Source organism: Rhizobium sp. AC27/96, assembly GCF_001692325.1.
Classification (GTDB): Bacteria; Pseudomonadota; Alphaproteobacteria; order Rhizobiales; family Rhizobiaceae; genus Rhizobium.
Map to the genome: position 1 here is coordinate 189,093 of NZ_LXKN01000001.1, position 22,919 is coordinate 212,011.

A 22,919-nucleotide genomic window follows, 5' to 3' on the forward strand; every position below is an offset into this window, starting at 1 on the left:
GGCAAAAATGAGGGGCATCTTCAAGAAGCTCGAGGGCACGCCGCACATGGTTCTATGCCCCGCCTCAACTCGGAACGGGTAAGTGTATATAAGATCGCCGAGGGCGGTAGGCGGACGCTTACAAAGGAGGCATCATTGATAAAATTAAACTTGAAGGACGATCTTTCTTTCCTTTCCGATCATGTCTCAATCCATGTTCACAAACAAAATCTCTCGAAGGTTTTGGCCGCATTTGCAATAATTCTTGCGAACAAAGATGAACTGATCCAGATCGTCGGATGTGCTCATCTGGTCTCTATAAGCCAGGGTGGGAAAAAATATTCGAGCGCCGATATGGATGGTACCGCCTTTCAATATCATCCTGACGAACAGATGCTCAAAACTATTGTTTGTATCCTCAGCGACATGGTGTTGGAAAAAAAGTTCGACGCCAACCACATTGACTTCGATCTCCGAACGAAGACGGGTACGCTGGGTCTCACCTTTCAGTTTGCCGATTGCTTCTATGAAGCTCTGCTTCCATGGCAAAGATGACCGGTTCGGGTTCAACTTTGTCGTTCGATGACGGCATTCGCTACATAAGACCGTAAAATCGAACCACGCCATACCAACCCGCCTGCAACCGCCAAAACTTGGAAATTACCATGAGCCGTTTCTGGAGCCCGATTGTTCACTCCTTGATCCCCTATGTCGCCGGCGAACAGCCCGCCATCAGCGATATCGTCAAGCTGAACACCAACGAAAACCCTTACGGCCCGTCTCCCCATGCCTTGGAGGCGATTTCGCGGGCCGTGAACGATACGCTTCGGCTGTATCCGGATCCGACGGCGCAGGGGCTGCGCGCCGCAATTGCCGCCAGCCATGGCCTCGACAAGAACGAGGTCTTTATCGGCAATGGCTCGGACGAGGTTCTGGCGCATACGTTCCAGGCGCTCCTCAATCATGAAGAGCCGCTGCTTTTCCCCGACATCACCTACAGCTTCTATCCGACCTACTGCCGTCTCTATGGGATCAGCTTCCATGAAGTTCCGCTCGATGCGCAGATGCGTGTTCGGGTCGACGATTATCGCCAGCCCTGCGGCGCGATCATTCTGCCCAATCCCAACGCACCAACAGGCATCGGCCTGCCTCTGTCGGAGATTGAGGCGCTTGTACGGGAGCACCCGGAGCAGGTGGTCGTCATCGACGAAGCCTATGTGGATTTCGGCGGCGACAGCGCCATTCCGCTGGTCCGCAAATACCCCAATCTCTTGGTGGTCCAGACCTTCTCGAAGTCCCGCGGCCTTGCCGGGCTTCGCGTCGGCTTTGCTGTCGGGCAGAGGCCGCTGATAGAGGCTCTGGAGCGCGTCAAGGACAGCTTCAATTCCTATCCCATCGACAGGCTGACCTTGGCGGGTGCGATTGCCGCCTGGGAAGACCGGGACTGGTTTGAGCGTCAGCGCGCTCTGGTCATTGCCAGCCGGCAACGCCTCGCCGTCGGGCTGAAAGAGCTGGGCTTCCAGGTGCTTCCGTCATCCGCCAATTTTGTATTTGCAAGACATCCGGACAGGCTGGGCGCGGATTTGGCAGTGGAGCTCAGGAGCAGGTCGGTTCTGGTCAGGCGCTTTGCAGCTCCGCGTATCAGCGACTTCCTGCGTATCTCCATCGGCACGGATGCCGAATGTGATCGACTGTTGGCAGCGCTCGGCGAAATATTGGGCTGATTCAACGAAGCCTCAGGCAGCATGCTTGCGCGACTTGGCGCTTGAAATGCGCCACCACTCAAGACTGAGGCCGACCTAGGTCGGCCTCATTGCCATTGGTGATTATGCAGCCATCAGATATCGCTGGCTGCATTTGCCCAGATTTCCGCTGCCTGCGCTGCGGTAACGCGGCGGACTTCCGTTTCGTCGCGGCGGCTGGCGAAGAGTTCGCTTGCCATGATCTGCTCGGCAAGATCAGCCGGCAGGGACAGGAGAACGCGCTGGCCTTCCTTGTGGATGCCGCCGACATCGGTGCGCTTGCCGGTGATCATGCCGCCGGCGACCGTGTTGTTGGTCTCGGGGTCGATCAGGATGAAGGAGCCAGTCGAACGGTTCTGGTCGTAGGGGTCGAAGACAGCGGCTTCATCGAAGGAAAGACGAACCTTGCCGATGGCGTTCATCCACAGCGCCTGCGCCGGTGCCCAGGCGCCGGTCTTCAGCTCGAGCTGGGCGATCGGCTGCACCTGCACGCGCTGGCGGCGGCTGCCGCTCTTCAGCCAGTAACGCTTGCCGGCCTCGATGCCCTCAGGCTGCAGCGCAACGATCTGCGCGTCGAAGGAAAGGCCCGATTGCGGCTGGCTGTCGATGGCAACGATCATGTCACCGCGCGAGACGTCGACCTGGCGATCGAGAACAAGCGTGATGGCATCGCCGGCAACGGCGGCATTGCGCACGAGATCGAAGGTGACGATCTTGGAGACATTGGCGACCATGCCCGACGGCAGGATCATGACGCTGTCACCCGGCTTCACCGAACCGCCGGCAACCGTGCCCTGATAGCCGCGGAAGCTTTCGCCGGGGCGCGAGACGCGCTGCACCGAAAGGCGGAAACCGACCGCCTGCGCCGAGCGCACAGTTGCCAGTTCCAGCGCTTCGACCAGCGTCGGGCCGCTGTACCAGGGCATGACGGCCTGGCCGGAATAGACGACATTCTCGCCTTTCAGCGCCGACATCGGGATGGCCGTAATCTGCTTGACGCCAAGCGACAGCGCGAACTCGCGGAAATCATGCGAGATCTTCTCGAAGCCGGCGCGGTCGTAATTTGTCAGGTCGATCTTGTTGACGGCCAGCACGAACTGCTTGATGCCGAGCAGCGAAGCGATCGTCGCGTGGCGGCGCGTCTGCTCCAGAATGCCCATGCGCGCGTCGATCAGCAGCACGGCGAGATCGGCGGTGGAGGCGCCGGTCGCCATGTTGCGGGTATACTGCTCGTGGCCGGGCGTGTCGGCGACGATGAACGAGCGGTTGTCGGTCGAGAAATAGCGATAGGCGACGTCGATAGTGATGCCCTGTTCGCGCTCGGCCTGCAGGCCGTCGAGCAGCAGTGCGAAGTCGGGCAGGCCGAGGTCGTTCTGCTTGCCGGTGGAATCGCGCCGCAGCGTGGCGGCCTGATCTTCCTTGACCGCCTTGGTATCCCAGAGCAGGCGGCCGATCAGCGTGGACTTGCCGTCATCGACGCTGCCGCAGGTGATGAGGCGAAGCGGGCGCGAGTCGCGGATCGCCTTGGCGGGCTCGGCGGCGGACCCAACAGCGGGTAGGGTGACGACGTTGGCGTTTGCGGTCATCTCAGAAATATCCTTCACGCTTCTTTTTTTCCATGGAGCCGGACTGGTCGCGGTCGATGGCGCGGCCCTGGCGTTCGGAAACCGTGGCGATCTCCAGCTCTGCAATGATCTCTTCAAGGGTCGTGGCGGTGGACCGAATGGCGCCGGTCAGCGGGAAGCAGCCGAGCGTACGGAAGCGGATCAGTTCCTCGCGCTTGACTTCATCCGGCAGCAACTCCAGTCGCGGATCGGCCGCCATGATCATCATGCCGTCCCGTTCGACCACCGGGCGCTTCGCGGCGAAATAGAGCGGCACGATCGGAATATCCTCGGCCTGGATGTAGCGCCAGATGTCGACTTCGGTCCAGTTGGAGAGCGGGAAGACGCGCACGCTCTCGCCCTTGCGGATCTGCCCGTTATAGACGTTCCAGAGTTCCGGGCGCTGGTTGCGCGGATCCCAGCGATGGTCCGGCGTGCGGAAGGAATAGATGCGCTCCTTGGCGCGCGAAGCCTCTTCGTCGCGGCGGGCACCGCCGAAAGCCGCGTCGAACTGGCCGGCATCGAGCGCATGACGCAGGGCTTCCGTCTTCATGATGTCGGTATAGGCGGCCGAACCATGGGTGAAGGGCGTGATGTTCTCCGCCTTGCCGCGCGGATTAATATGCTCGATCAGGTCGAGATCGTACTTCTTCACGATCTCGTCGCGGAAGGTGATCATCTCGGCGAATTTCCAGCCGGTGTTCACATGCAGGAGCGGGAAGGGGACGCGGCCGGGATAGAAGGCCTTGCGCGCCAGATGCAGCAGCACCGAGGAATCCTTGCCGATCGAATAGAGCATGACGGGACGCTCGAATTCGGCCGCGACTTCACGGAATATATGGATCGCCTCGTTTTCCAGCGCCTTCAGGTGCGGATCGAGCGGCGGCTTGATGCTTTGCGGATTGGAAAGTTCCGTATCCGGACGGCTATCGGGCATGTGTAACTCCAGAACTTCAATTGTCTCGGCCGGAAATTGGGCCGGAAAGAAAAGATGCGTTGGTTCCCTAGACATCGGCGGCGGTGAAACGCGCTTCGGGTCGGAGCCGGGAGCCGGCGGGGTATGCTATTGAGCGGCGCCTGCCACCTCTTCGTGAACATGCAGGCCGCATTCGCGCTTCTCGTCGTTCTCCCACCACCAGCGGCCGGCGCGCTCTGGCTCGCCGGGTTTGATGGCGCGGGTGCAAGGCTCGCAGCCGATCGAGGGATAGCCGCGGGCATGCAGCGGATTTACCGGGACGCTGTTGTCGGCGACGTAGGCGCGGATGACATCGATATCCCAATCCGCCAACGGGTTGATCTTGATCAGGTTGCGCTCGGGGTCGAATTCGGCGAAGGGCGTGTCCGAGCGATTGGCGGACTGGCCGCGGCGAAGGCCGGTGATCCAGATCGTAGCGCCGGAAAGTGCGCGCGCGAGCGGCTTCAGCTTGCGCGCGCCACAACAGGCATGCCTGGCTTCGACGCTTTCGTAAAAGCCGTTAAGACCATATTTCTCTGCATAGGCGTCGATATCGGCCTGTTCCGGCTCGTAGCGGATGATATGGATGTCGTACTGGCTTTCCGTCTCGTCGATCAGGGCAAGCGTTTCCGGAAAGAGTCGGCCGGTCTGCAGCGTTGCCACTTCGATCGGCAGGCGATGGTTGCCGATCTCCGCCGTGATGACCTGATCCTCTATCCCAAGCGAAGTCGTGAAGACGGCGCGGCCGCCAAGGCCGGCGACCAGAGACAGGCGGCCCGCAAGATCGAGCGCTGCCAGCTGACTGTTGAGCGTGGCGGCATCTTTAATTGATGTGATGGCAGTCATGGGGGATCCTGTCCTGATACTGGCGCAAGTATCGCAGTTCATGGGGGCAGCGGACAGAAAAATAGATTTCGAAAGCAAGCGGATGGAGAGTAAATATCTCCATGAAGCCGCGCCAATAAGGAAAAGCGACCGCCTCGGCTGTTAACCAAGGCAATTTGCCGCCTGAAGCGGCCGATCGGAAGCACTTGAAATGGCTGGCCATCTTTAAGCGCTTGCTTTAATGTCTATAGAAATAGTAGAGTTACACATAGCTTGTCAAATGGAAATCGGAAGTGATGGCTAAAATGATGCGCATCCGCGGATTTTGAGCTAAACTATGAGAATAGCAACAAAAGAATGAAAACAAGGCTGGGTTGCCATCGTTTTCCCGACGTTGCCCCATTGGTGTGTCCCCTCCGAAGCTAGCCGGGGAGGAAGTCTGCGGAATTCACGAATACCCGGCTGAACAGATCGGCCGAACCTATCGCATGTGTGTGTAAGCGGTTCGAAATGATTACTCAGAAAGCGAAATATGCGCTGCGCGCGCTATCGGCACTTGCCCAGTCCGGGGCAGGCGAACCGATGATGATTTCAGACATTGCGACGCAGCAGAGGATCCCGAAGAAGTTTCTGGAGCAGATCCTTCTTGACCTGAAACATCAGGGCATCGTCATCAGCCGCCGCGGCAAGCAGGGCGGCTATCTGCTGCGCAAGCCGGCCAACGAGATTACCTTTGGCGAGATCCTGCGGGTGATCGACGGCCCACTGGCGCCACTGCCCTGTCTTTCGCTCACTGCCTATCGTCGCTGCGACGATTGCGATGGTGAGCAGACCTGTGAAATCCGGCATGTCTTCGCCCGGGTTGCCGACGCGACCCGCAAGGTTCTCTTCTCGACCACCATCGCCGACGCGGTGGCCCAGCCTGACGGCCCGGAAGTCACCAGGCTGATGGCCTGATCCTTAGTGAGCGGCGGTCTCCTCGCCGGCTTCCTTCTCCATCGTACGTCGCGCGCGGATTGCCGCCGCGATAAAGACGCGCGACAGACCGTGATAGAGCGGCTCGCGCGATAGCAGCCGCGACGTTACGTAACCGATCATCGAGACCGCCATGATCGGGATGACGGCCTGATGGTCGCCCGTCATCTCCAGAATGATGACGAAGGCGGTCATCGGCGCCTGCACGACGCCGGCGAAATAGCCGGCCATGCCGAGGATCGCCGCAAGCGCTATGCTGCCACCAACCAGCGTGCCGACCGTGCTGCCGAAACCAGCGCCGACGGCAAGCGACGGCGCGAATATGCCGCCGGGAATACCTGAAATCATCGACAGGAAGCTTGCGAGCAGCTTTTCCACGAAGAAAAGCACGGGCAGGGCATGTCCCTCCACTGCACCGCGCGCCTGCTCATAGCCAGTGCCGAAGGTCTGGCCGCCCGAGAAGACGCCGATCGCGGCAACGACCAGGCCGCATAGGCCGGCAAGGATGAGCATGCGCTTGAGCGGCTGCGGCTGCGCCCAGCGGCGGATGCGGATGCCCGTATAGAGAGCCAATCCGCTGAAGGTGGCGCCGAGCGCGCCGCCGCCGACACCGCAGATCAGCATGACGATCCAGTCGCGAAACATCGTCGGCGCGGCATCGGCGGTGCCGAAATAATTGTAGCTGCCGGAAAGGCCGAGTGCGGCAAGGCCGGAAAGAATAACGGCCGTCAGCACGAGGCCGTTGGCGCGCGATTCATAGGTGCGGCTCATCTCCTCAATGGCAAAGACGATCCCGGCAAGTGGCGTGTTGAAGGCGGCGGCGATGCCCGCTGCCGAGCCGGCAAGGATCAAGCCCTTCGCCTGCGCCATGCCGCCGAAGCGGGCGACCGCCAGCATGAAGGAGGCACCGACCTGCACCGTCGGTCCCTCGCGGCCGATCGAGGCGCCGCTCAAAAGCCCGAGAATGGTCAGCACGATCTTGCCAAAGGCAAGCCGCAGCGACAGTAATTTTGTACGATCCTCGGGGTGGTGCAGATGTCGCGCGGCGATCGCCTGCGGAATACCGCTCCCCTGCGCGTTGGGAAACAAGGTCGTGGCCAGATAGGCCGACAGTAAGAAGCCGAGTGGCGTCAGCACCAGCGGCAAGAGCCAGGTCCATTCTCCGGAATGCGTAACACCAGTAAAGGCGCGCTGCGCCAGATCGGCAAGCTTGGCAAAGCCGACGCTGATCACCCCGATCGCCAGAGCTCCGGTCCAGAACACCAGTCGCGGCCGCCAGAGATTGAAAGACCCCCAGATGACACGGGAACGGCGGAGCAGCTTGGACTTGCGGTAGATGGGGGGCATTGACGTGTGACCATTAGGCTGGCCCGCATGCCCTCTGGCGGCATTTTTCCGGGCGGCCCGCTTCAAGGGGCAAATTGCGACATCGATCTTTCTTGCAGAATTTCCCTTTGCGGCCAAGGCTTAATCCATGTGTTGACGGTTTCGAGCGATCGAATAGAATGCATCGCAATTGCAATGCAAAAGGAGCCGATAAATGAAATCCGCTTCCATCCCCCCCTTGCGGGTCGATCCTGCCTTGCGCGCGGCTGCCGAAAGCGTACTGCAAGAGGGCGAGACCCTGTCCGCATTTGTGGAAAGCTCGCTGCGCGCGCAGATCGAACATCGCCGAACGAAGGCGGAATTCATCGCTCGTGGCCTTGCTGCCAGAGAAGATGCAAAAAGCACCGGCGTGTATCACAGCGCTGACGATGTGCTTGATATGTTGAAAGGCAAACTTCAAGCTGCAAAAGCATCCAGGCGAAAATGACCTTTGCTGTTCGCTATTCCCAAGGCGCATTGGAAGACCTTGAGCGGCTCTATGATTATCTTCTTCTGAGAGACATCGAGCTTGCGGAAAAGGCCTATCAGGCGATCGCCAAAGCAACGGAATTTCTGGAGAATTTTCCCTTCAGTTGCCGCAAGGCATCGGCGGACAACGCATTCCTCCGTGAACTCGTCATTCCTTTCGGCTCATCCGGTTGTGTCGCTCTATTCGAGATCGAGGACAGCGAGACGGTGACGATATTGGCGGTCAGGCATCAGCGCGAGGAAGACTATCACTAATGCCCGCCTATCCTACCGATCACTCGTCTCCCAGCGCGGATTGACCCACGGTTCCTGGTTCGAGCGCGCCAGCCGCTGCTTGCCGAGAATATGGTCGGCGGCTTTTTCTCCGGTCATGATCGAGGGGCCGTTCAGGTTACCGTAGGTGACATGCGGGAAGATCGAGCTGTCGGCGACGCGCAGGCCATCGACGCCGATGACGCGGGTGTCGGGATCGACTACCGCCATCGGATCGTCCTTCGCGCCCATCCGGCAGGTGCCGCAGGGATGATAGGCGCTTTCCAGATGCTCGCGCAGGAAGGCGTCGATCTGATCGTCGGTCTGAACGCTCTCTCCAGGCTGGATCTCCGCGCCACGATAGTCGTCAAAGGCCTTCTGCCCGAAGATTTCGCGGGTGAGGCGCACGCAGTGGCGGAATTTTTCCCAGTCTTCCGGATGGCTCATATAGTTGAAGCGGATCACCGGATCGGCCTTCGGATCGGAGGAGCGCAGGGTGACCGCGCCGCGTGACTTCGACAGGTTATACCCGACATGCACCTGGAAGCCATGGCTCTTGGCCGCGGCCTTGCCGTCATAGCTGATGGCGACAGGCAGGAAGTGATACTGGATGTCGGGCTGCTTGACGCCGGGTGCGGAGCGCAGGAAGGCGCAGGCTTCGAACTGGTTGGATGTGCCAAGGCCGGATTTGAAGAACATCCATTGCGCACCGACGATCCCCTGCATGTACCAGGGCAGCCAGGAATAGAGCGATACCGGTTTCAGGCTGGTCTGCTGGAAATAGAACTCCATATGGTCCTGCAGGTTGGCGCCGACGCCCGGCCGGTCAACCTTCACCTCGATGCCCATATCGCGCAGATGCTGCGCCGGGCCAATGCCGGAAAGCATCAGAAGCTTCGGCGAGTTGAATGAAGACGCCGAAATGATCACCTCGCGGTTCGCCTTGATGACTTCGATCTTGCCGCCGCGCTCTACTTCGACACCGATGGCGCGGCCGTTTTCGATGACGACCTTGCGGGCGAAACAACGGATAAGCTCGACATTCGGCCGCTTGAGGGCCGGCTTGAGATAGGCTGTGGCCGCAGACCAGCGTCGGCCCTTCCAGGTCGTCTGCTCCATCAGGCCGAAGCCTTCCTGCTTGCTGCCATTATAGTCTTCGGTCGCCTCGAAGCCCGCCTGCTTGCCGGCCTCGATGAAGGCGTGGAACAGCGGGTTGCGGGCGTCGCCGCGACGCACATGCAGCGGGCCGTCCGTGCCGCGCCAGCCCTCTTCGCCGCCATGCGAATGCTCCATCCGCTTGAAATAGGGCAGCACGTCGGCATAGGCCCAGCCCTGGGCGCCAAGCTCTTCCCAGCGATTGAAGTCCTCGGCATGGCCACGGACATAGACCATGCCGTTGATCGAGGAGGAGCCGCCGATCACCTTGCCGCGCGGCGCGGTGATGCGCCGATTGTTGAGCTGCGGCTCGGGCTCGGAGAGATAGCCCCAATTGTAGCGATCCATGCTCATCGGCCAGGCAAGGGCTGCCGGCATCTGGATGAATGGACCGAAGTCGCTGCCGCCGAATTCCAGCACGATGACCGAATACTTGCCATCCTCCGACAGGCGGTAGGCCATGGCGGAACCGGCCGAACCCGAGCCGACGATAACGAAATCTGCTTGCATGACCATGTGCTCCAGGTGGGTAGCGGCGAAAATCCAGGCGGTTCTACACCCTCCCCTTGAGGGGGAGGGTCGGCCGAAGGCCGGGGAGGGGTGATCGTTGGTATGCGAATAGCGGCTGGTCACCCCCACCCGCCGCTATGCGGCGACCTCCCCCCTCAAGGGGGAGGTTGATCAGTAAGGTGCCTGCACCGGCCCCATGCCGACATAGACGGTCTTCAGTTCCGAATAGTGCTCCAGCGCGGCCAAGGAATTCTCGCGGCCGAAGCCGGATTGTTTCGAACCGCCGAAGGGAATTTCCACCGGCGCGAGATTGTAGGCGTTGATCCAGAGCGTTCCGGCCTCGAGCTGGTCGACGACGCGGTGGGCGCGGGTGAGATCGGCGGTGAAGACGCCGCCGGAAAGGCCGAATTCGGTGGCATTGGCCCGGGCGATGACCTCGGCCTCATCATCGAAATCGAGAACGCACATGACCGGCCCGAAGATCTCCTCGCGGGCGATGGTCATGTCGTCGGTGACGTCAGCGAAGACGGTCGGCTGAATGTAATAGCCTTCGCCGGAGACATTGTTCGGGATGCCGCCGCCGGTCAAAAGCGTCGCGCCCTCGGCCTTGCCCTTTTCGATATAGGCAAGCACCTTCTCGCGCTGCGCCCAGGAGACCATCGGGCCGATCTGCGTTGCCTCGTCCATCGGGTCGCCGATGAGCATCGCGTCGGTACGGGCCTTCAGGCGCTTCAGGAATTCGGACTTGATCTTGCTGGAGACGAAGACGCGCGTGCCGTTCGAGCAGACCTGTCCTGTGGAATAGAAATTGCCGAGCATCGCGCCGCCGATGGCGCTGTCGATATCGGCATCGTCGAAGACGATGAGCGGCGACTTGCCGCCAAGCTCCATGGTGACGTGCTTGAGGTTGCCCGCAGCGGAGGCCGCGACCTTGCGACCGGTTGGCACGGAGCCGGTGAGCGAAACTTTGGCAACGTCGGGATGGTTGATGAGAAGCGGCCCGGTTTCGCGGTCGCCCTGGATGACATTGTATAGGCCTTTGGGCAGGCCGGCCTCGATGAGGATCTCGGCGATCTTCAGCGCGCCGAGCGGCGTGTTTTCCGAGGGCTTGAAGACCATGGCATTGCCGGCGACGAGAGCGGGCGCACCCTTCCAGCAGGCGATCTGCTGCGGGTAGTTCCAGGCGCCGATGCCGACGCAGACGCCGAGCGGCACGCGCTTGGTATAGGCAAAATCTCCGCCGAGCGGGATATAGGAGCCGTTGAGGGCAGCCGCTGCGACGCCGCCGAAGAATTCGAAGGCGTCGGCGCCAGAGGTCGGATCGGCAACGATGGTTTCCTGGATCGGCTTACCGGTATCCAGCGTCTCCAGTTCGGAAAGCTCGCGGTTACGCTCGCGCATGATATCGGCCGCCCGCTTCAGGATGCGGCCGCGCGCCGTCGGGCTCATGGCGGCCCATTCCGGCTGTGCCCGCTTGGCGGCGGCGATCGCCTTTTCGACGATCGCGGGCGTTGCCGCATGAAGGCGGGCGATCACCTCGCCGGTGGCAGGATAGATGCTTTCGATGACGGTGCCGTCGGTGTCCTCGACATATTCCCCGTCGATGAAATGCGAGGCTTTCGGTTGTGCGCGCATTATAGAACCCTCAATTCTTCGTAGGACACCATGACATGCTCTTGGAAAGCAGGCCGCTCGGTCAGGTTTTCGTAGTAGCGCTCCAGCCGCGGATGGGCGGGACGCTGGATGTCGATGTCGAAATAGCGATAGAGCAGATGGCCGAATTGCACGTCGGCGAGCGTCAGATTATCGCCGGCAAGGAAGCGATGCCGTCCGAACTGCGACTCGGCGATGTCTAGCTTCGCAGCGAGCGCGGCGACGGCCGCAATGATTGCCGTCTCATCCTTGAGAGCAGGGGCTGTGCGCACCACGCGCCAGAATATCGGGCCGGTGAAACTCTGGGCGATATTGATCTTGGCCCATTCCGCCCATTTGTCGATCTGGGCACGATGCCGGGCATCCTTCGGCCAGAAGACATCCTCGCCATATTGCGTGGCGAGGTAGCGCAGGATGGCGCCCGTTTCCCACAATGGCTCGTCATCGCCGTCACGCAGCACCGGAACCGTGCCGTTCGGGTTCATCGCCAGGAATTCCGGGGTATCGTTGACGCCGTATGTGAAGCCGGCATCGATGCGCTTATAGGCAAGCCCAAGCTCGCCGATGCACCACATGAGTGCCTGCACGTTGGATGACGATTTGCGGCCCCAGACTGTCAGCATGCCCTAGCCCTTCAGCGCGTTGAGATGGGTCGTCAGATAGTCGTCGGTCAGCGCAATCGATGCCTCGATGCTGATCGGGGCGGATCGCAGGCTCTGACGGATGTAAAGCCCGTCGATCATCGCCGCTGCACCTTCCGCGATGCGCTCGGCGTCCTCGGCCGGGCACAGCGTCTTGAGATTGGCCACAAGGTTGGAACGCAGCCGGCGGGCATAGATGACGAGAAAGCGACGCGTCTCTTCGGAGCGCTGCGCTTCGGCATAGAATGCAAGCCAGGCAGCGATCGTCTCCGGCGCAAACTGGTCGGCCTGGAAGCTGACGCGGATGACGGCCGAAAGCTTCTCGCGCGGCGTCGGTGCCGCGCGCAGTGCCGTCACGACGCTGTCGCGCAGGCGCTGTAGATGAACGCGGACGGTCTCGATCAGCAATTGTTCCTTGCTGCCGAAATAATGATGCGCAAGAGCAGGGGAAACGCCCGCTTGCTTGGCGATTTCGGACATGGTGACGGTCAGCGAGCCGTGATCGCCGATCACGCGCATTGCAGCGTCCACAAGCGCCTTGCGGCGCACCGGTTCCATTCCGACTTTCGGCATGCATCAATCCTCAAGGCTGGCAGGACTGTATTTTTGATTGACTGATCAATCAATAAAAAAATCACGCGAGCGCCGGGCAACCGCGAAAAATCCGCAACCTCTTTTCGAGTTGCATTTCTGTGCCATACTTCCCTTCAGGAGGAGGTACGGTCATGGTTGATATTCCTGATGAAGTTCCACCATCTGCAATGGGCGACAAATGGGGATGGTTTGTTGGCCTCGGTGTCCTGCTGCTGGTCTGCGGCGGCATTGCTCTCGGCACTCTGTTTATCGCTACCGTCGCCTCGGTCTACTATGTCGGCATGTTCATGCTGATCGGCGGCATCGTGCATCTGGCGCATGCCTTTCAGGTGCGGGGATGGGAGCATATCGTATTCTGGGTGCTGAGCGGCCTGCTCTATACGCTTGCCGGTATCCTTGCCTTCGCCAACCCGCTGTTAGCCTCCGAGGCGCTGACCCTGTTCCTCGCCATCGCATTGCTGATTGCGGGCACGTTTCGCGTCTGGGTCGGCCGTAAGGTGATGCCGGAGCGCGGATGGATCTGGATCGTCATCAGCGGCCTTGCGACCGCCGTTGCCGGCATCGCCATTGCGCTTGGCTGGCCTGTCAACAGCCTCTGGATTCTTGGTCTTTTCTTAGGCTTCGATCTGATTTTCCAGGGCTGGACGCTGGTGGTCTTCGGCCTCATCCTCAGGCGATAAGCCGCCATTGAAGGGGATAACGAAGTGCTACTTTTTGACAAGGACCGTGAGCGGCGTTACTCTTGGGGTGTCATGTTGTAGAGCGTGCGGTGCCGAACTGATGTTGTGACGGCACCATGATCTGGAGTTTGCGTGTCGAAGGCACGCCTCGAAAGCACTGCTCAAGGCTGCGGAATATGGCTCCAGCGAAAATTCCGCCTAACGACGGTCAAGGGAGGAATATCATGCCGATGGTAACGGTTTCCATCTCTCCGCTTCAGGCTGCCGGCATTCGCGCCGCGGTCGACACTGGCACCTATGCCTCAAGCAGCGAAGTCGTGCGGGAAGCGCTTCGCATGTGGGACGCAGCCCGCAAGCGCGGCGATATTTGCGATGTGCCGCAGGCTGCGAATGATCGCGAAGAGACGGTAAGAGGCAGTCGTTGCGTCGCCGACATGTTCGCCGACTACGAGGCCGAAAAGCACCCGCATAACTGAGCCGGAAAACCGGCCTTCAGGCCATGACACATCTCGCCGCGCCTGACTTTGTTCGGCCGGAGAAATGGTTAATATTGCTTTACCATTCACGAAACTTTCACACGAGGGAAAGGTTTCGTTGACGCTTTATGGCGCATGTTCGGCCGAAAACGCGGTAAATCCAAAGTTTTACTTAAATAAATTAGATCAAGAATTCCAAGGGAGATGGGCATGTCTTTGACTGCCGCAGTCGAACCGGGCGTATTGCGCCGGTATGCCAGCGACCAGATTGTCACTCTCGCCAAACTCGTGATCGAAAATGCATTTCAGCCGATCGTGGAGGCCGGCACCGGCGCCGTTTTCGGCTATGAATCCCTGATGCGCGGCCAGCAGCGCATCGGCTTCGACAGTCCGATCGATATTCTCGATGAAGCCGAGCGCATGGGCCAGCTTCTGGGGCTGGAACAAATGGTCACCAGCCGCGCGCTGGCAAAATTCGCCACCCTTCCCAATGCAGCCTCGGCAACCCTGTTTCTCAATCTGGATGTTCGCCTGATCCCGCAGGGTGCCGCGCTGGTCGATAGCCTGTTGCAGCACATGAAGAAGGCGGGGATCGCGCCTTCGTCTATCTGCTTTGAATTCTCCGAGCGGTTCGACAACACCATCGTGCCCGAGTTCTGCGATCTGGTTGCCAAAATGCGCAATGCGGGCTTCAAGCTGGCCATCGACGATTTTGGCGTCGGTCACGGCGAGATGAAGCTCCTGTCGGACTATCCGGTCGATTACCTGAAGATCGATCGTCACTTCATTGTCGATATCGATCGTAGCGCCCGCAAGCGCCATATTCTGAGGAATCTCGTCAATATCGCCCATGTCCTCGGCACGCGCGTCATCGCCGAGGGTATCGAGACCGAGGCGGAGTTCCTGACCTGCCGTGAATTCGGCGTCGATCTCGTCCAGGGCTGGTTCATCGCCCGCCCGACGGTGCTGGTCAATGAGCTCAAGCCGAGCTTTCCGCACTTGCAGGATCTCGGCAAGACCGTGCGCAACAGCCAGTCGCTGGATGAAATCCTCATCCGCAAGCAGATCGAAGTGCTGCCGACCATCCGCGAAAACGACAGCATCGACAGCGTCTTCGAACTCTTCCGCCGCAATCCGCGCCGGGCCTATTTCCCGGTCGTGAACGCCAATCAGGAGCCGCGCGGCATCATCCATGAGTACCAGCTCAAGGAATATATCTATCAGCCCTTCGGCCGCGATCTCCTGAAGAACAAGGTCTACAAGCGGTCGATCTCGCATTTTGTCGAGATGGCGCCGATCGTCGGGCTTGATTCCGATGCGGATACTTTGATGGCGATCTTCGCCAATATGGAAAGCAGCGATTGCCTGATCGTCACCGAGGGCACGCATTATGCCGGCATCGTTTCGGCCGCGTCGCTGATCAAGGTTATCAACGAAAAGCAGCTCAAGATCGCTCAGGATCAGAACCCGCTGACCGGTCTGCCGGGCAACAGGGCGATCCACGATTTCATGCAGAGCACTGGCCGCGATGGTGATGAGATCAGGCATTTTTGCTATTGCGACTTCGATAATTTCAAGCCGTTCAACGACGCCTACGGCTTCCATCTCGGCGACCACGCCATTTCGCTGTTTGCCGCGCTGATGCGCCGCTATTTCTTCGCCGAACGCAATTTTCTCGGTCATGTCGGCGGCGATGATTTCTTCATCGGCGTCACGGATTGGAGCATGGAGCAGCTCCGCGAGGTCCTGGACCGGCTGCTCGCCGATTTCCACGCGGATGTCCTTGATTTCTATTCGGCTGAAGACCGCGCTGCCGGCCGCATTCGCGGCCACGACCGCAGCGGTGCGGAGGCGGACTTCCCGCTGATGCGCTGCTCGATCGGCATCCTGCAGCTGCCCGAGGGATTGGTGATCGACAATATCAACCGCGTCAGCACATCGATTGCGGGCATCAAGGCCAAGGCGAAGGAAAGCAGTGGCGGCGTTGCATTCCTCGGTCTGACCGAGACGAATTGACGCCCTTCGACAGTCCCTCCTTTTCAAGCGGCTCGCGCTAAACTATCTCCATTGCTTCGTTGGGAGAGGAGATTGGCCCATGCCCTTGCCGTCTGAAATGCGTTTCGTGGACTTGCCGTCCTTTGGTGGCCCCGAGGCCATGACCATTGCCCGCAAACCTCTGCCCGTTCTGAAGCCCGGCGAGATCCTCGTTCGCGTCGAGGCGGCGGGTGTCAATCGGCCTGACGTGGCGCAACGGCAAGGCATCTATCCGCCTCCGAAGGAAGCAAGCCCCATCCTGGGTCTCGAAATTGCCGGCGAGGTTGTCGACGTCGCTCCGGGCGTCAAGGAATTCGCTATCGGCAACAAGGTCTGTGGCCTCGCCAATGGCGGCGGCTATGCCGAATATTGCGTGTTGCCCGCCGGTCAGGCGCTGAGATTTCCGAATGGCTATGATGCCATACGCGCCGGCGCTGTGCCTGAAACCTTCTTCACCGTCTGGGCCAATCTCTTTCAGATGGCCGGCCTCACCGAAGGCGAAAGCGTGCTGATCCATGGCGGTTCCAGTGGCATCGGCACGACGGCGATCCAGCTTGCCCATGCCTTCGGCGCGACCGTCTATACGACAGCCGGATCGAAGGAGAAGTGCGAGGCTTGCGAAAGGCTCGGCGCCAAGCGGGCCATCAATTACAGGCAAGAGGATTTCGCCGAGGTCATCAAGGCCGAAACGGATCACGGCGTCGATATCATCCTCGACATGATCGGTGCAGCCTATCTTGAGAAGAACCTCGCTTCGCTTGCCCGCGACGGGTGCCTCTCGATCATCGCCTTCCTCGGCGGTGCGGTGGCGGAAAAAGCCAACCTGCAGCCGATCATGGTGAAGCGCCTGACGGTGACGGGCTCGACCATGCGGCCGCGTACGGCGGAAGAAAAGCGCGCCATTCGCGACGATCTTCTCTCCCAGGTCTGGCCGCTGCTCGACGAGGGCACGGTTGCCCCCGTCATTCACAAGGTATTTTCCTTTGACGACGTGGTCGAGGCGCACCGGTTGATGGAAACCAGCGACCATATCGGCAAGATCATGCTGAAGCTGGCCTGATCGTGAAGGACAGGATGATAGCGACGACGCCGGGCACGGCCATCAGGGCATAGAGCCAGGTGGCGGCCGAGATGCCGCCGGCAATACCGCCGGGATGGGTCAGGCCTGCGCTGTTGACGATGACGCCGGTAAGCGCCGCGCCGAACGCGCCGCCCAGCGACTGGACCATCGAGATGGCGGCCGATGCCTTGTCCTGCTCGGTCTTTCTGGCGATGCTGATGATCCTGGTTATCAGATGTGCCCATCCCAAGCCGACGCCGAAGCCCATCAGGAACATGGCGATAACGGCCGGTGCAAAGTGCAGGAGATCGGCGGAGGAGGTGGTTGTCGCGAGAAGCGGGACCAGCGACGCCGTGGCGGCAGTTTCCAGAATACAGCCTGTTATGATCGCAATGGCCGCCTGCCGTCCTGAAAACGAGGCGCTGAAGAAAGCCCCGATCGTCCAGCCCAGCGCCACCAGCGCGACGAGATAGCCCGAGACGAGAGGCGTGACGCCATGAAGCGTCTGCAGGAAGTACGGGATGTAGATATCGCTCGTCAGCACCAGCATCAGCGTGAACATCGTCAGATAGAGCCGCGAGAGCGGGTTGGCGAGCATGACGGTGCCGTGTGGAAACAGCCTGATGCCGTCCTTCCGCTCGATCACCACCATCGCCACGACAAGCGCGATGGAAATTGCGATCAACGCGATCTTGTAGGATCCGTGCTCGATCGTGCCGGCAATGCTGACGAACAGGACCGCCGTCAGCAAAAGCACGATCTGGACGAGGGGCGTTCTGGTATCGATCCGATCGTCGGCGACATTAGGCAGCAACCAGCGTGCTGAAAGTGCCATCAGCACGGCGAGCGGCACCAGGACGATGAAGGCCTCGCGCCAGGCGCCGCCGGCAGCGAAGAGGCCACCGAGCGTCGGCCCGAGCACCGTCGCCACACCCCATATGGCGGCATAAAGGGTGGAGGCTCTGCGCCACAAGGGTTCGGGATAGGCGAAGCGGATGAAGGCATAGGCAAGGCCTGACAGCATGCCGGCGCCATAGCCCTGAACAGCTCGGCCGACCAGCAACACGGGCATGGTCGGGGCGATGGCGCAGGCAAGGCTGCCACCGCCAAAGACGAGTGCCGCTGTAATATAGACGGTGCGCAGACCCATGCCCTTCGGCCGGGTGGCGACCGTGATCGAGCCGAGCACGCCGGCGGCGACGAACAGCGTCGTCATCCATGAGAACAATTCAAGGCCACCAATGTCCCGGACGATCGAGGGGGCGATCGTGGCGGTGATGTAGGATTCGACGGCATAAAGCGTGACGCCGCCGCCGAGCATCAGCGTTGCAGGCAGGAGCTTCGGCGAAAACAGCGTGAAGAGACTGGCGGATTTGAGAGGGGCGGTATTTTCGATGCTTGACATCGGATGATCCTCGGCATTTTCCCTAGCGGTTGATTATTTTCCAAGTTATATGTTGGAAAATTGCACGACCATGGGATTAAAACAAGAGATAACTTGGAAAATGCGTCAATCATCGATCAATCGAATTCTGATCCTGTTGAAAACCGAGGGGCCGCAGCTGGCATCGGCCCTCGGCGATGCGCTCGGCATATCCTCGGAGGCGGCTCGCCAGCAGCTGACGAAGATGGCGGAGGAGGGGTTGGTCGAGCCCGTGACATCAGCCGCATCGGGCAGGGGGAGGCCCAAGCAGCTCTGGCATTTGACCGCCGCCGGCAACGGGCAGTTTCCGGATGATCATGCGGACCTGACCGCAACGCTGCTGTCGACAATGGTCAGCCAATTGGGGCAAGGCGCTGTCGATGCCGTCATCTCTGCTCGCGAAACGGACATGCTGCGGCGCTACCGCAGCGAGATCGATGTTGCGGCCGATCTGCCGTCGCGCGTCGCAGGCCTCGCAGCCATCCGCACGCAGGAAGGCTATATGGCCGATCACTGGCAGGAGGAGGATGGCTCGCTCATGCTGGTGGAAAACCATTGCCCCATTTGCTCCGCTGCCTGCGCCTGCTCCGGTTTCTGCCGGTCGGAACTCGAGACGTTTCGCGTGGTCCTCGGTGCGCAGGTCGAGCGTGAAGAACACATCCTGCTTGGGGCAAGACGCTGCGCTTACAGGATCCGGACAGTCGCCTGAATGGTCGTGCTTTTACGGTTGCTGGGCGCTGATCGGAGATTGGCAATTCCGGGGGTAGCCGCTATCACTGGCCATCCAGCAAATCAAAGGCCGCAACCCATCATGTCCAATCCCGTCTGCGTCGAAGTCACCCGTGGTGCCCTGGTCGAAAGCCGCCATCGCGGTTCTGTCGTTGCGGCAGACGGCGATGGAAAGCTGGTCTTTTCCGTCGGCGATATCGAACGGGCAGTGTTCCCGCGTTCTGCGTGCAAGGCGATGCAGGCGCTGCCGCTGGTCGAAAGCGGCGCTGCGGACGCTTATGGCTTCGGCAACAGGGAGTTGGCGCTCGCCTGTTCGTCCCATAATGGCGAGGATGAGCATGTGGCGCTGGCCGCTTCGATGCTGGCCCGCGCCGGCCGCGATGTTGGCACGCTCGAATGCGGCGCGCACTGGTCGTCGGATCTGAAAACAGTCATTCATCAGGCGCGCACGATCGAAAAGCCCACGGCGCTGCACAATAATTGCTCGGGCAAACATGCGGGCTTCGTCTGCGCCTGCAGCCATCAGGACATCGATCCCAAGGGCTATGTCGGCTACGACCATCCGCTGCAGCAGCAGATCCGCGACACGATGCAAAGCCTGACCGGTGCCGTTCTCGGCCACGATAATTGCGGCACGGACGGCTGTTCGATCCCGACCTATGCCGTGCCGCTCAAGGGATTGGCGCATGGTTTTGCCAGGATGGCGACTGGTGTCGGTCTTGAGCCTCTGCGCGCCAAAGCGTCACGCCGGCTATTCGAGGCCTGCATGGCGGAGCCGTTTTATGTCGCCGGCACCGATCGTGCCTGCACCAAGCTGATGCAGATCGCCCCCGGCCGCATCTTCGCCAAGACAGGTGCCGAAGGCGTGTTTTGCGCCGCGATCCCTGAGCAAGGCATCGCCATCTCGGTCAAATGCGATGACGGCAATAGCCGCGCCGCCGAAGTCATGGTGGCGACGGCGCTTGCCCGTTTCTTTGAAAAGGACGGCGAGGTTCATGCCGGTCTGATGGCCATGGCCAACCGAGCGTTCAAGAACTGGAACGGCATCCATGTCGGCGATATCAGGCCGACAGCTGCGTTGACGGCTTAGAGCTTCGCTTCAACGTTTGGCCGGCATATGTTGCCGGACAACCTTGTATTCCTGCCAGATGAGGATCATCACCACCAGGTCGAAGACAGTGAGGATGATCAGGCCAATGCCGTGCGTGTCGGTGAAACGGTAGAGCTGGTAGGCGATGAAAAGCGCTAAGGCCACCAGCGATGCCGGGTAGGCCCACATCTTACCCCTGAGCAGGCCGATGACGAGCAACACCTTCACCAGCCCGTGGCTCAACAGATAATAGGCATAGAAATTCTTGGTACCTACGGAGAAATCCTGCGCCCAGGCAAGCAGGTGCGTCGCGATGAAATCATTGGGATCGTTGAGGAGTTCAGGCTGCGTGATCCTGTTTGCCAGCTGGAGGATCGATTCGGTGCTGACAAGGGCGAGAATGATGCCGCCGATGCATTCGATCAGGGCATGGGCCCCTTTCAACAGGACGCTGATTTCGAAGAACTGGTGAATTCGACGCTCGTTCATTTGTGATCGTAACCTTGCATAACGCCTCAAGCCGGCTTGATCGGCGATCACCATTGAACAGACCGATAGCAGCCCGTCATAAGATCTCTCTTCGACCGGAGCATGGTCATAGCTCAATGTAAATCCCGATGTGGCATCTTGTTCCAGCCGTGAACGACGGGCCCGATGTCAGGCGAGGAGGATCGGCACCTCGATTGCCTGATAGGGCACAAGGCTATCCTCGGAGATATCGGCGGGCACGATCAGGCCGGAAATGCCAGCCATCGGCAGGATTTGGCAGGGAGAGGCCGCATCCAGCTTTTCACCCGTCGCCAGCACATAGGTTTCCGCCGAGCATTGCGCGATGTGCCGCTTGATGGCCGCTTCCTCGAAATCGCCAGTCGAAACGCCGCGGGCAGGATGGATGGCGGTGACGCCGAGAAAGAACATATCCGGCCTTATCGATGAGATAGCCGCCGTGGCCGCAGCACCCGTTGCCACCATCGAATGCTTGTAGAGCTTGCCGCCGATCAGGATGACCTCAGCGGCCGAATGATGTTCCAGTTCGCCAGCGATCGTCGGGCTATGGGTGACGATGGTGACGGGCAGATCCTTGGGCAGATGCCGGATAATCTCGGCATTGGTGGTGCCGCCATCGAGAAACACGGTCTGGCCGGGCCGAACCATCTTGGCCGCATATGCGCCGAGCCGGCGCTTCTCGTCGGAGGAAACGCCCTGCCGGGTCGAAAAATCCGGAAGTTCCGGCGAGAGCGGCAGAGCGCCGCCATGTACCCTCTTCAGCAGCTTCTCCCCCGCCATTTCCCGCAAATCTCGACGGATCGTGTCTTCGGAGAGCGCGAGCTCGTCGGCCAATGCCTTGGCAATCACCTGGCCGTCCCGGCGCAACCTGTCGAGGATGAGGGCTTTTCGTTGACTGGTGAGCATGCCGATCTCTGCACGTTATTTCGTGAATAATCATGAATATATCAAAATCGATTCGACATTCAAGAAAATATGCGCATATTCGTGCAAATTCCTGCAGAAAGCAGGAGGATAAATGGAGACATGATATGTTGATCTTGATCGCCGGGCCCTATCGCTCCGGCACCGGGGATGATCCCGCGAAAATGGCCGAGAACCTCAAGCGGCTGGAGGCGCCGTCTTATGCCCTGTTCAAGGCGGGGCATTTGCCGATGATCGGCGAATGGGTTGCCCTGCCGGTCTGGCACGCCGCTGGCGGCAAGAGCATCGGCGACGATCTCTACGAGGAGATTTTTCATCCAACCGCTGGCCGTCTGCTGCAGCTTTGCGAAGGCGTTCTGAGGTTGCCGGGCGATTCCAAGGGGGCGGACAATGATGTCCGCATCGCCCGCGAGCGCGGCATTCCCGTCTGGCACAGACTGGAAGACGTGCCCGGCTGCGCGTAAGCACCGCCGCCCATCCTCGTGATCGGATGTCACGGGGATGGGCGTTGCAGCCCGATCGATCAAAACCTTTTGTAGCGGCCATCAACGCCAGCCACTTCCGTATTTGCCTCGTTGCCTTTAGCTTTCCGCGGAGTCGAACCGAGGAAATGAACATGCTGAAGCTCTACTTCGCGCCCGGAAGCTGCGCGCTCGCCAGTTTGATCGCCCTGGAAGAGTCGGGTCTTGCCTATGAGCCCGGACGCCTGAACCTTGCCAACGGAGATCAGCGTCAGCCGGACTATCTGGCCATCAACCCCAAGGGGCGGGTGCCGGCACTGGTGACCGACAAGGGTGTCATCACCGAGAATATCGCGATCATGACCTATATCGCCCAGATCGCGCCCGCCGCCAGGCTGGCGCCGCTCGACGATCCCTTCGAATTCGCGCAGTTGCAGTCCTTCAACAGCTACATCGCCTCGACGGTTCATATCAACCATTCCCACAAGGGGCGTGGCTATCGCTGGACCGACGATGCGGCGGCCATCGAGACGATGAAGGCCAAGGTGCCTCAGACCATGGGCGAAAGCTTTGCCTTGATCGAAGAGAGGATGCTGAAGGGGCCGTGGGTGATGGGCGACCAATATACTATTGCCGACGGCTATCTCTTCACCATGGAAAGCTGGCTGCCGGGGGACGGCGTCGATCGCGATCGTTTTGAAAAGGTCAGTGCTCACCATGCCCGTATGCTTGAGCGCCCGGCAGTTCAGAAGGCGCTTGCTGTCGAGAAAGGTAATCCCGCCTGAGTGATAGAGCC

Annotated in this window: 24 protein-coding genes; 13 read left to right on the plus strand and 11 right to left on the minus strand. The window is 60.2% G+C overall.

Annotated features, from left to right (window positions below; genetic code table 11):
• The first annotated feature begins 135 nt into the window (after nucleotides 1-135).
• Together A6U86_RS00955 and hisC are read left to right on the plus strand one after the other, a co-directional pair.
• Nucleotides 136-534, plus strand: coding sequence for a hypothetical protein (locus A6U86_RS00955; protein WP_141683611.1), 399 nt, complete (start codon nucleotides 136-138; stop codon nucleotides 532-534).
• 110 nt (nucleotides 535-644) lie between these two features.
• Nucleotides 645-1,703 carry a histidinol-phosphate transaminase gene (gene hisC / locus A6U86_RS00960; RefSeq protein ID WP_068385113.1) on the plus strand — a complete coding sequence of 353 codons (1,059 nt, stop codon included), beginning with the start codon at nucleotides 645-647 and terminating at the stop codon, nucleotides 1,701-1,703.
• Between the two features lie 113 nt (nucleotides 1,704-1,816).
• On the opposite strand, the gene cysN is transcribed toward hisC, so the two are convergent.
• The 3 genes from cysN to A6U86_RS00975 form a co-directional block, all read right to left on the minus strand.
• Complete coding sequence (gene cysN, locus A6U86_RS00965; protein WP_068385116.1) at nucleotides 1,817-3,307, minus strand: sulfate adenylyltransferase subunit CysN; 1,491 nt, start codon at nucleotides 3,305-3,307, stop codon at nucleotides 1,817-1,819.
• Between the two features lies 1 nt (nucleotide 3,308).
• Nucleotides 3,309-4,262 (minus strand): sulfate adenylyltransferase subunit CysD, encoded by a 954-nt coding sequence (gene cysD / locus A6U86_RS00970; RefSeq protein ID WP_068385118.1) that lies wholly within the window; start codon nucleotides 4,260-4,262, stop codon nucleotides 3,309-3,311.
• A 126-nt stretch (nucleotides 4,263-4,388) separates the two neighbouring features.
• The gene (locus A6U86_RS00975; RefSeq protein WP_068385121.1) at nucleotides 4,389-5,126 is read right to left on the minus strand and encodes a phosphoadenylyl-sulfate reductase; all 738 of its coding nucleotides are present in this window, start codon (nucleotides 5,124-5,126) and stop codon (nucleotides 4,389-4,391) included.
• Nucleotides 5,127-5,615: 489 nt separating this feature from the next.
• On the opposite strand from A6U86_RS00975, the gene A6U86_RS00980 reads away from it, so the two are divergent.
• Complete coding sequence (locus A6U86_RS00980) at nucleotides 5,616-6,062, plus strand: Rrf2 family transcriptional regulator (protein WP_068385124.1); 447 nt, start codon at nucleotides 5,616-5,618, stop codon at nucleotides 6,060-6,062.
• Between the two features lie 3 nt (nucleotides 6,063-6,065).
• On the opposite strand, the gene A6U86_RS00985 is transcribed toward A6U86_RS00980, so the two are convergent.
• Nucleotides 6,066-7,427, minus strand: a complete 1,362-nt coding sequence (locus tag A6U86_RS00985) for a chloride channel protein (protein ID WP_068385127.1) — start codon at nucleotides 7,425-7,427, stop codon at nucleotides 6,066-6,068.
• 193 nt (nucleotides 7,428-7,620) lie between these two features.
• Here A6U86_RS00985 and A6U86_RS00990 point away from each other — a divergent pair, with 193 nt between their 5' ends.
• Complete coding sequence (locus A6U86_RS00990) at nucleotides 7,621-7,893, plus strand: YlcI/YnfO family protein (protein WP_068385130.1); 273 nt, start codon at nucleotides 7,621-7,623, stop codon at nucleotides 7,891-7,893.
• Nucleotides 7,890-8,189, plus strand: coding sequence for a type II toxin-antitoxin system RelE/ParE family toxin (locus A6U86_RS00995; RefSeq protein ID WP_068385133.1), 300 nt, complete (start codon nucleotides 7,890-7,892; stop codon nucleotides 8,187-8,189). Before A6U86_RS00990 ends, A6U86_RS00995 begins: the two co-directional genes overlap by 4 nt.
• Nucleotides 8,190-8,201: 12 nt before the next feature.
• Here the strand turns inward: A6U86_RS00995 and betA are convergent, their stop codons facing one another.
• From betA to betI, 4 genes are all read right to left on the minus strand, one after another.
• Entirely contained in the window at nucleotides 8,202-9,851 is a 1,650-nt protein-coding gene (betA, locus tag A6U86_RS01000) for a choline dehydrogenase (RefSeq protein WP_068387622.1), read from the minus strand.
• 171 nt (nucleotides 9,852-10,022) lie between these two features.
• Nucleotides 10,023-11,486 carry a betaine-aldehyde dehydrogenase gene (gene betB / locus A6U86_RS01005; protein WP_068385136.1) on the minus strand — a complete coding sequence of 488 codons (1,464 nt, stop codon included), beginning with the start codon at nucleotides 11,484-11,486 and terminating at the stop codon, nucleotides 10,023-10,025.
• Nucleotides 11,486-12,127 carry a glutathione S-transferase family protein gene (locus A6U86_RS01010; RefSeq protein ID WP_068385139.1) on the minus strand — a complete coding sequence of 214 codons (642 nt, stop codon included), beginning with the start codon at nucleotides 12,125-12,127 and terminating at the stop codon, nucleotides 11,486-11,488. The genes betB and A6U86_RS01010 overlap by 1 nt, the downstream gene beginning before the upstream one ends.
• Nucleotides 12,128-12,130: 3 nt before the next feature.
• Entirely contained in the window at nucleotides 12,131-12,718 is a 588-nt protein-coding gene (gene betI / locus A6U86_RS01015; RefSeq protein WP_068385141.1) for a transcriptional regulator BetI, read from the minus strand.
• Between the two features lie 152 nt (nucleotides 12,719-12,870).
• Between betI and A6U86_RS01020 the strand changes: the two genes are divergently transcribed.
• From A6U86_RS01020 to A6U86_RS01035, 4 genes are all read left to right on the plus strand, one after another.
• Complete coding sequence (locus A6U86_RS01020) at nucleotides 12,871-13,419, plus strand: HdeD family acid-resistance protein (protein ID WP_068385145.1); 549 nt, start codon at nucleotides 12,871-12,873, stop codon at nucleotides 13,417-13,419.
• A gap of 224 nt (nucleotides 13,420-13,643) precedes the next feature.
• Entirely contained in the window at nucleotides 13,644-13,895 is a 252-nt protein-coding gene (locus tag A6U86_RS01025; protein WP_068385147.1) for a type II toxin-antitoxin system ParD family antitoxin, read from the plus strand.
• 210 nt (nucleotides 13,896-14,105) lie between these two features.
• Complete coding sequence (locus tag A6U86_RS01030; protein WP_068387625.1) at nucleotides 14,106-15,911, plus strand: GGDEF domain-containing protein; 1,806 nt, start codon at nucleotides 14,106-14,108, stop codon at nucleotides 15,909-15,911.
• Nucleotides 15,912-15,990: 79 nt separating this feature from the next.
• A complete protein-coding gene (locus A6U86_RS01035; RefSeq protein WP_068385151.1) occupies nucleotides 15,991-16,989 on the plus strand; it encodes an NAD(P)H-quinone oxidoreductase in 999 nt (332 codons plus the stop codon).
• Here the strand turns inward: A6U86_RS01035 and A6U86_RS01040 are convergent.
• On the minus strand, nucleotides 16,970-18,394 hold the full coding sequence (locus A6U86_RS01040) for an MFS transporter (RefSeq protein WP_068385154.1): 1,425 nt from the start codon (nucleotides 18,392-18,394) through the stop codon (nucleotides 16,970-16,972). The two genes, A6U86_RS01035 and A6U86_RS01040, sit on opposite strands and share 20 nt — an antisense overlap.
• A 100-nt stretch (nucleotides 18,395-18,494) precedes the next feature.
• Between A6U86_RS01040 and A6U86_RS01045 the strand changes: the two genes are divergently transcribed.
• The gene (locus A6U86_RS01045) at nucleotides 18,495-19,121 is read left to right on the plus strand and encodes a metalloregulator ArsR/SmtB family transcription factor (RefSeq protein WP_068385158.1); all 627 of its coding nucleotides are present in this window, start codon (nucleotides 18,495-18,497) and stop codon (nucleotides 19,119-19,121) included.
• 102 nt (nucleotides 19,122-19,223) lie between these two features.
• A complete protein-coding gene (locus A6U86_RS01050; RefSeq protein WP_068385161.1) occupies nucleotides 19,224-20,231 on the plus strand; it encodes an asparaginase in 1,008 nt (335 codons plus the stop codon).
• A 9-nt stretch (nucleotides 20,232-20,240) separates the two neighbouring features.
• On the opposite strand, the gene A6U86_RS01055 is transcribed toward A6U86_RS01050, so the two are convergent.
• Entirely contained in the window at nucleotides 20,241-20,720 is a 480-nt protein-coding gene (locus tag A6U86_RS01055) for a DUF2127 domain-containing protein (protein ID WP_068385165.1), read from the minus strand.
• Between the two features lie 168 nt (nucleotides 20,721-20,888).
• The gene (locus tag A6U86_RS01060) at nucleotides 20,889-21,644 is read right to left on the minus strand and encodes a DeoR/GlpR family DNA-binding transcription regulator (protein WP_068385167.1); all 756 of its coding nucleotides are present in this window, start codon (nucleotides 21,642-21,644) and stop codon (nucleotides 20,889-20,891) included.
• A gap of 125 nt (nucleotides 21,645-21,769) precedes the next feature.
• Between A6U86_RS01060 and A6U86_RS01065 the strand changes: the two genes are divergently transcribed.
• Both A6U86_RS01065 and A6U86_RS01070 read left to right on the plus strand, forming a co-directional pair.
• Nucleotides 21,770-22,126, plus strand: coding sequence for a DUF4406 domain-containing protein (locus tag A6U86_RS01065; protein WP_068385169.1), 357 nt, complete (start codon nucleotides 21,770-21,772; stop codon nucleotides 22,124-22,126).
• A 152-nt stretch (nucleotides 22,127-22,278) separates the two neighbouring features.
• Entirely contained in the window at nucleotides 22,279-22,908 is a 630-nt protein-coding gene (locus tag A6U86_RS01070; RefSeq protein WP_068387626.1) for a glutathione S-transferase family protein, read from the plus strand.
• Nucleotides 22,909-22,919 lie beyond the last annotated feature (11 nt).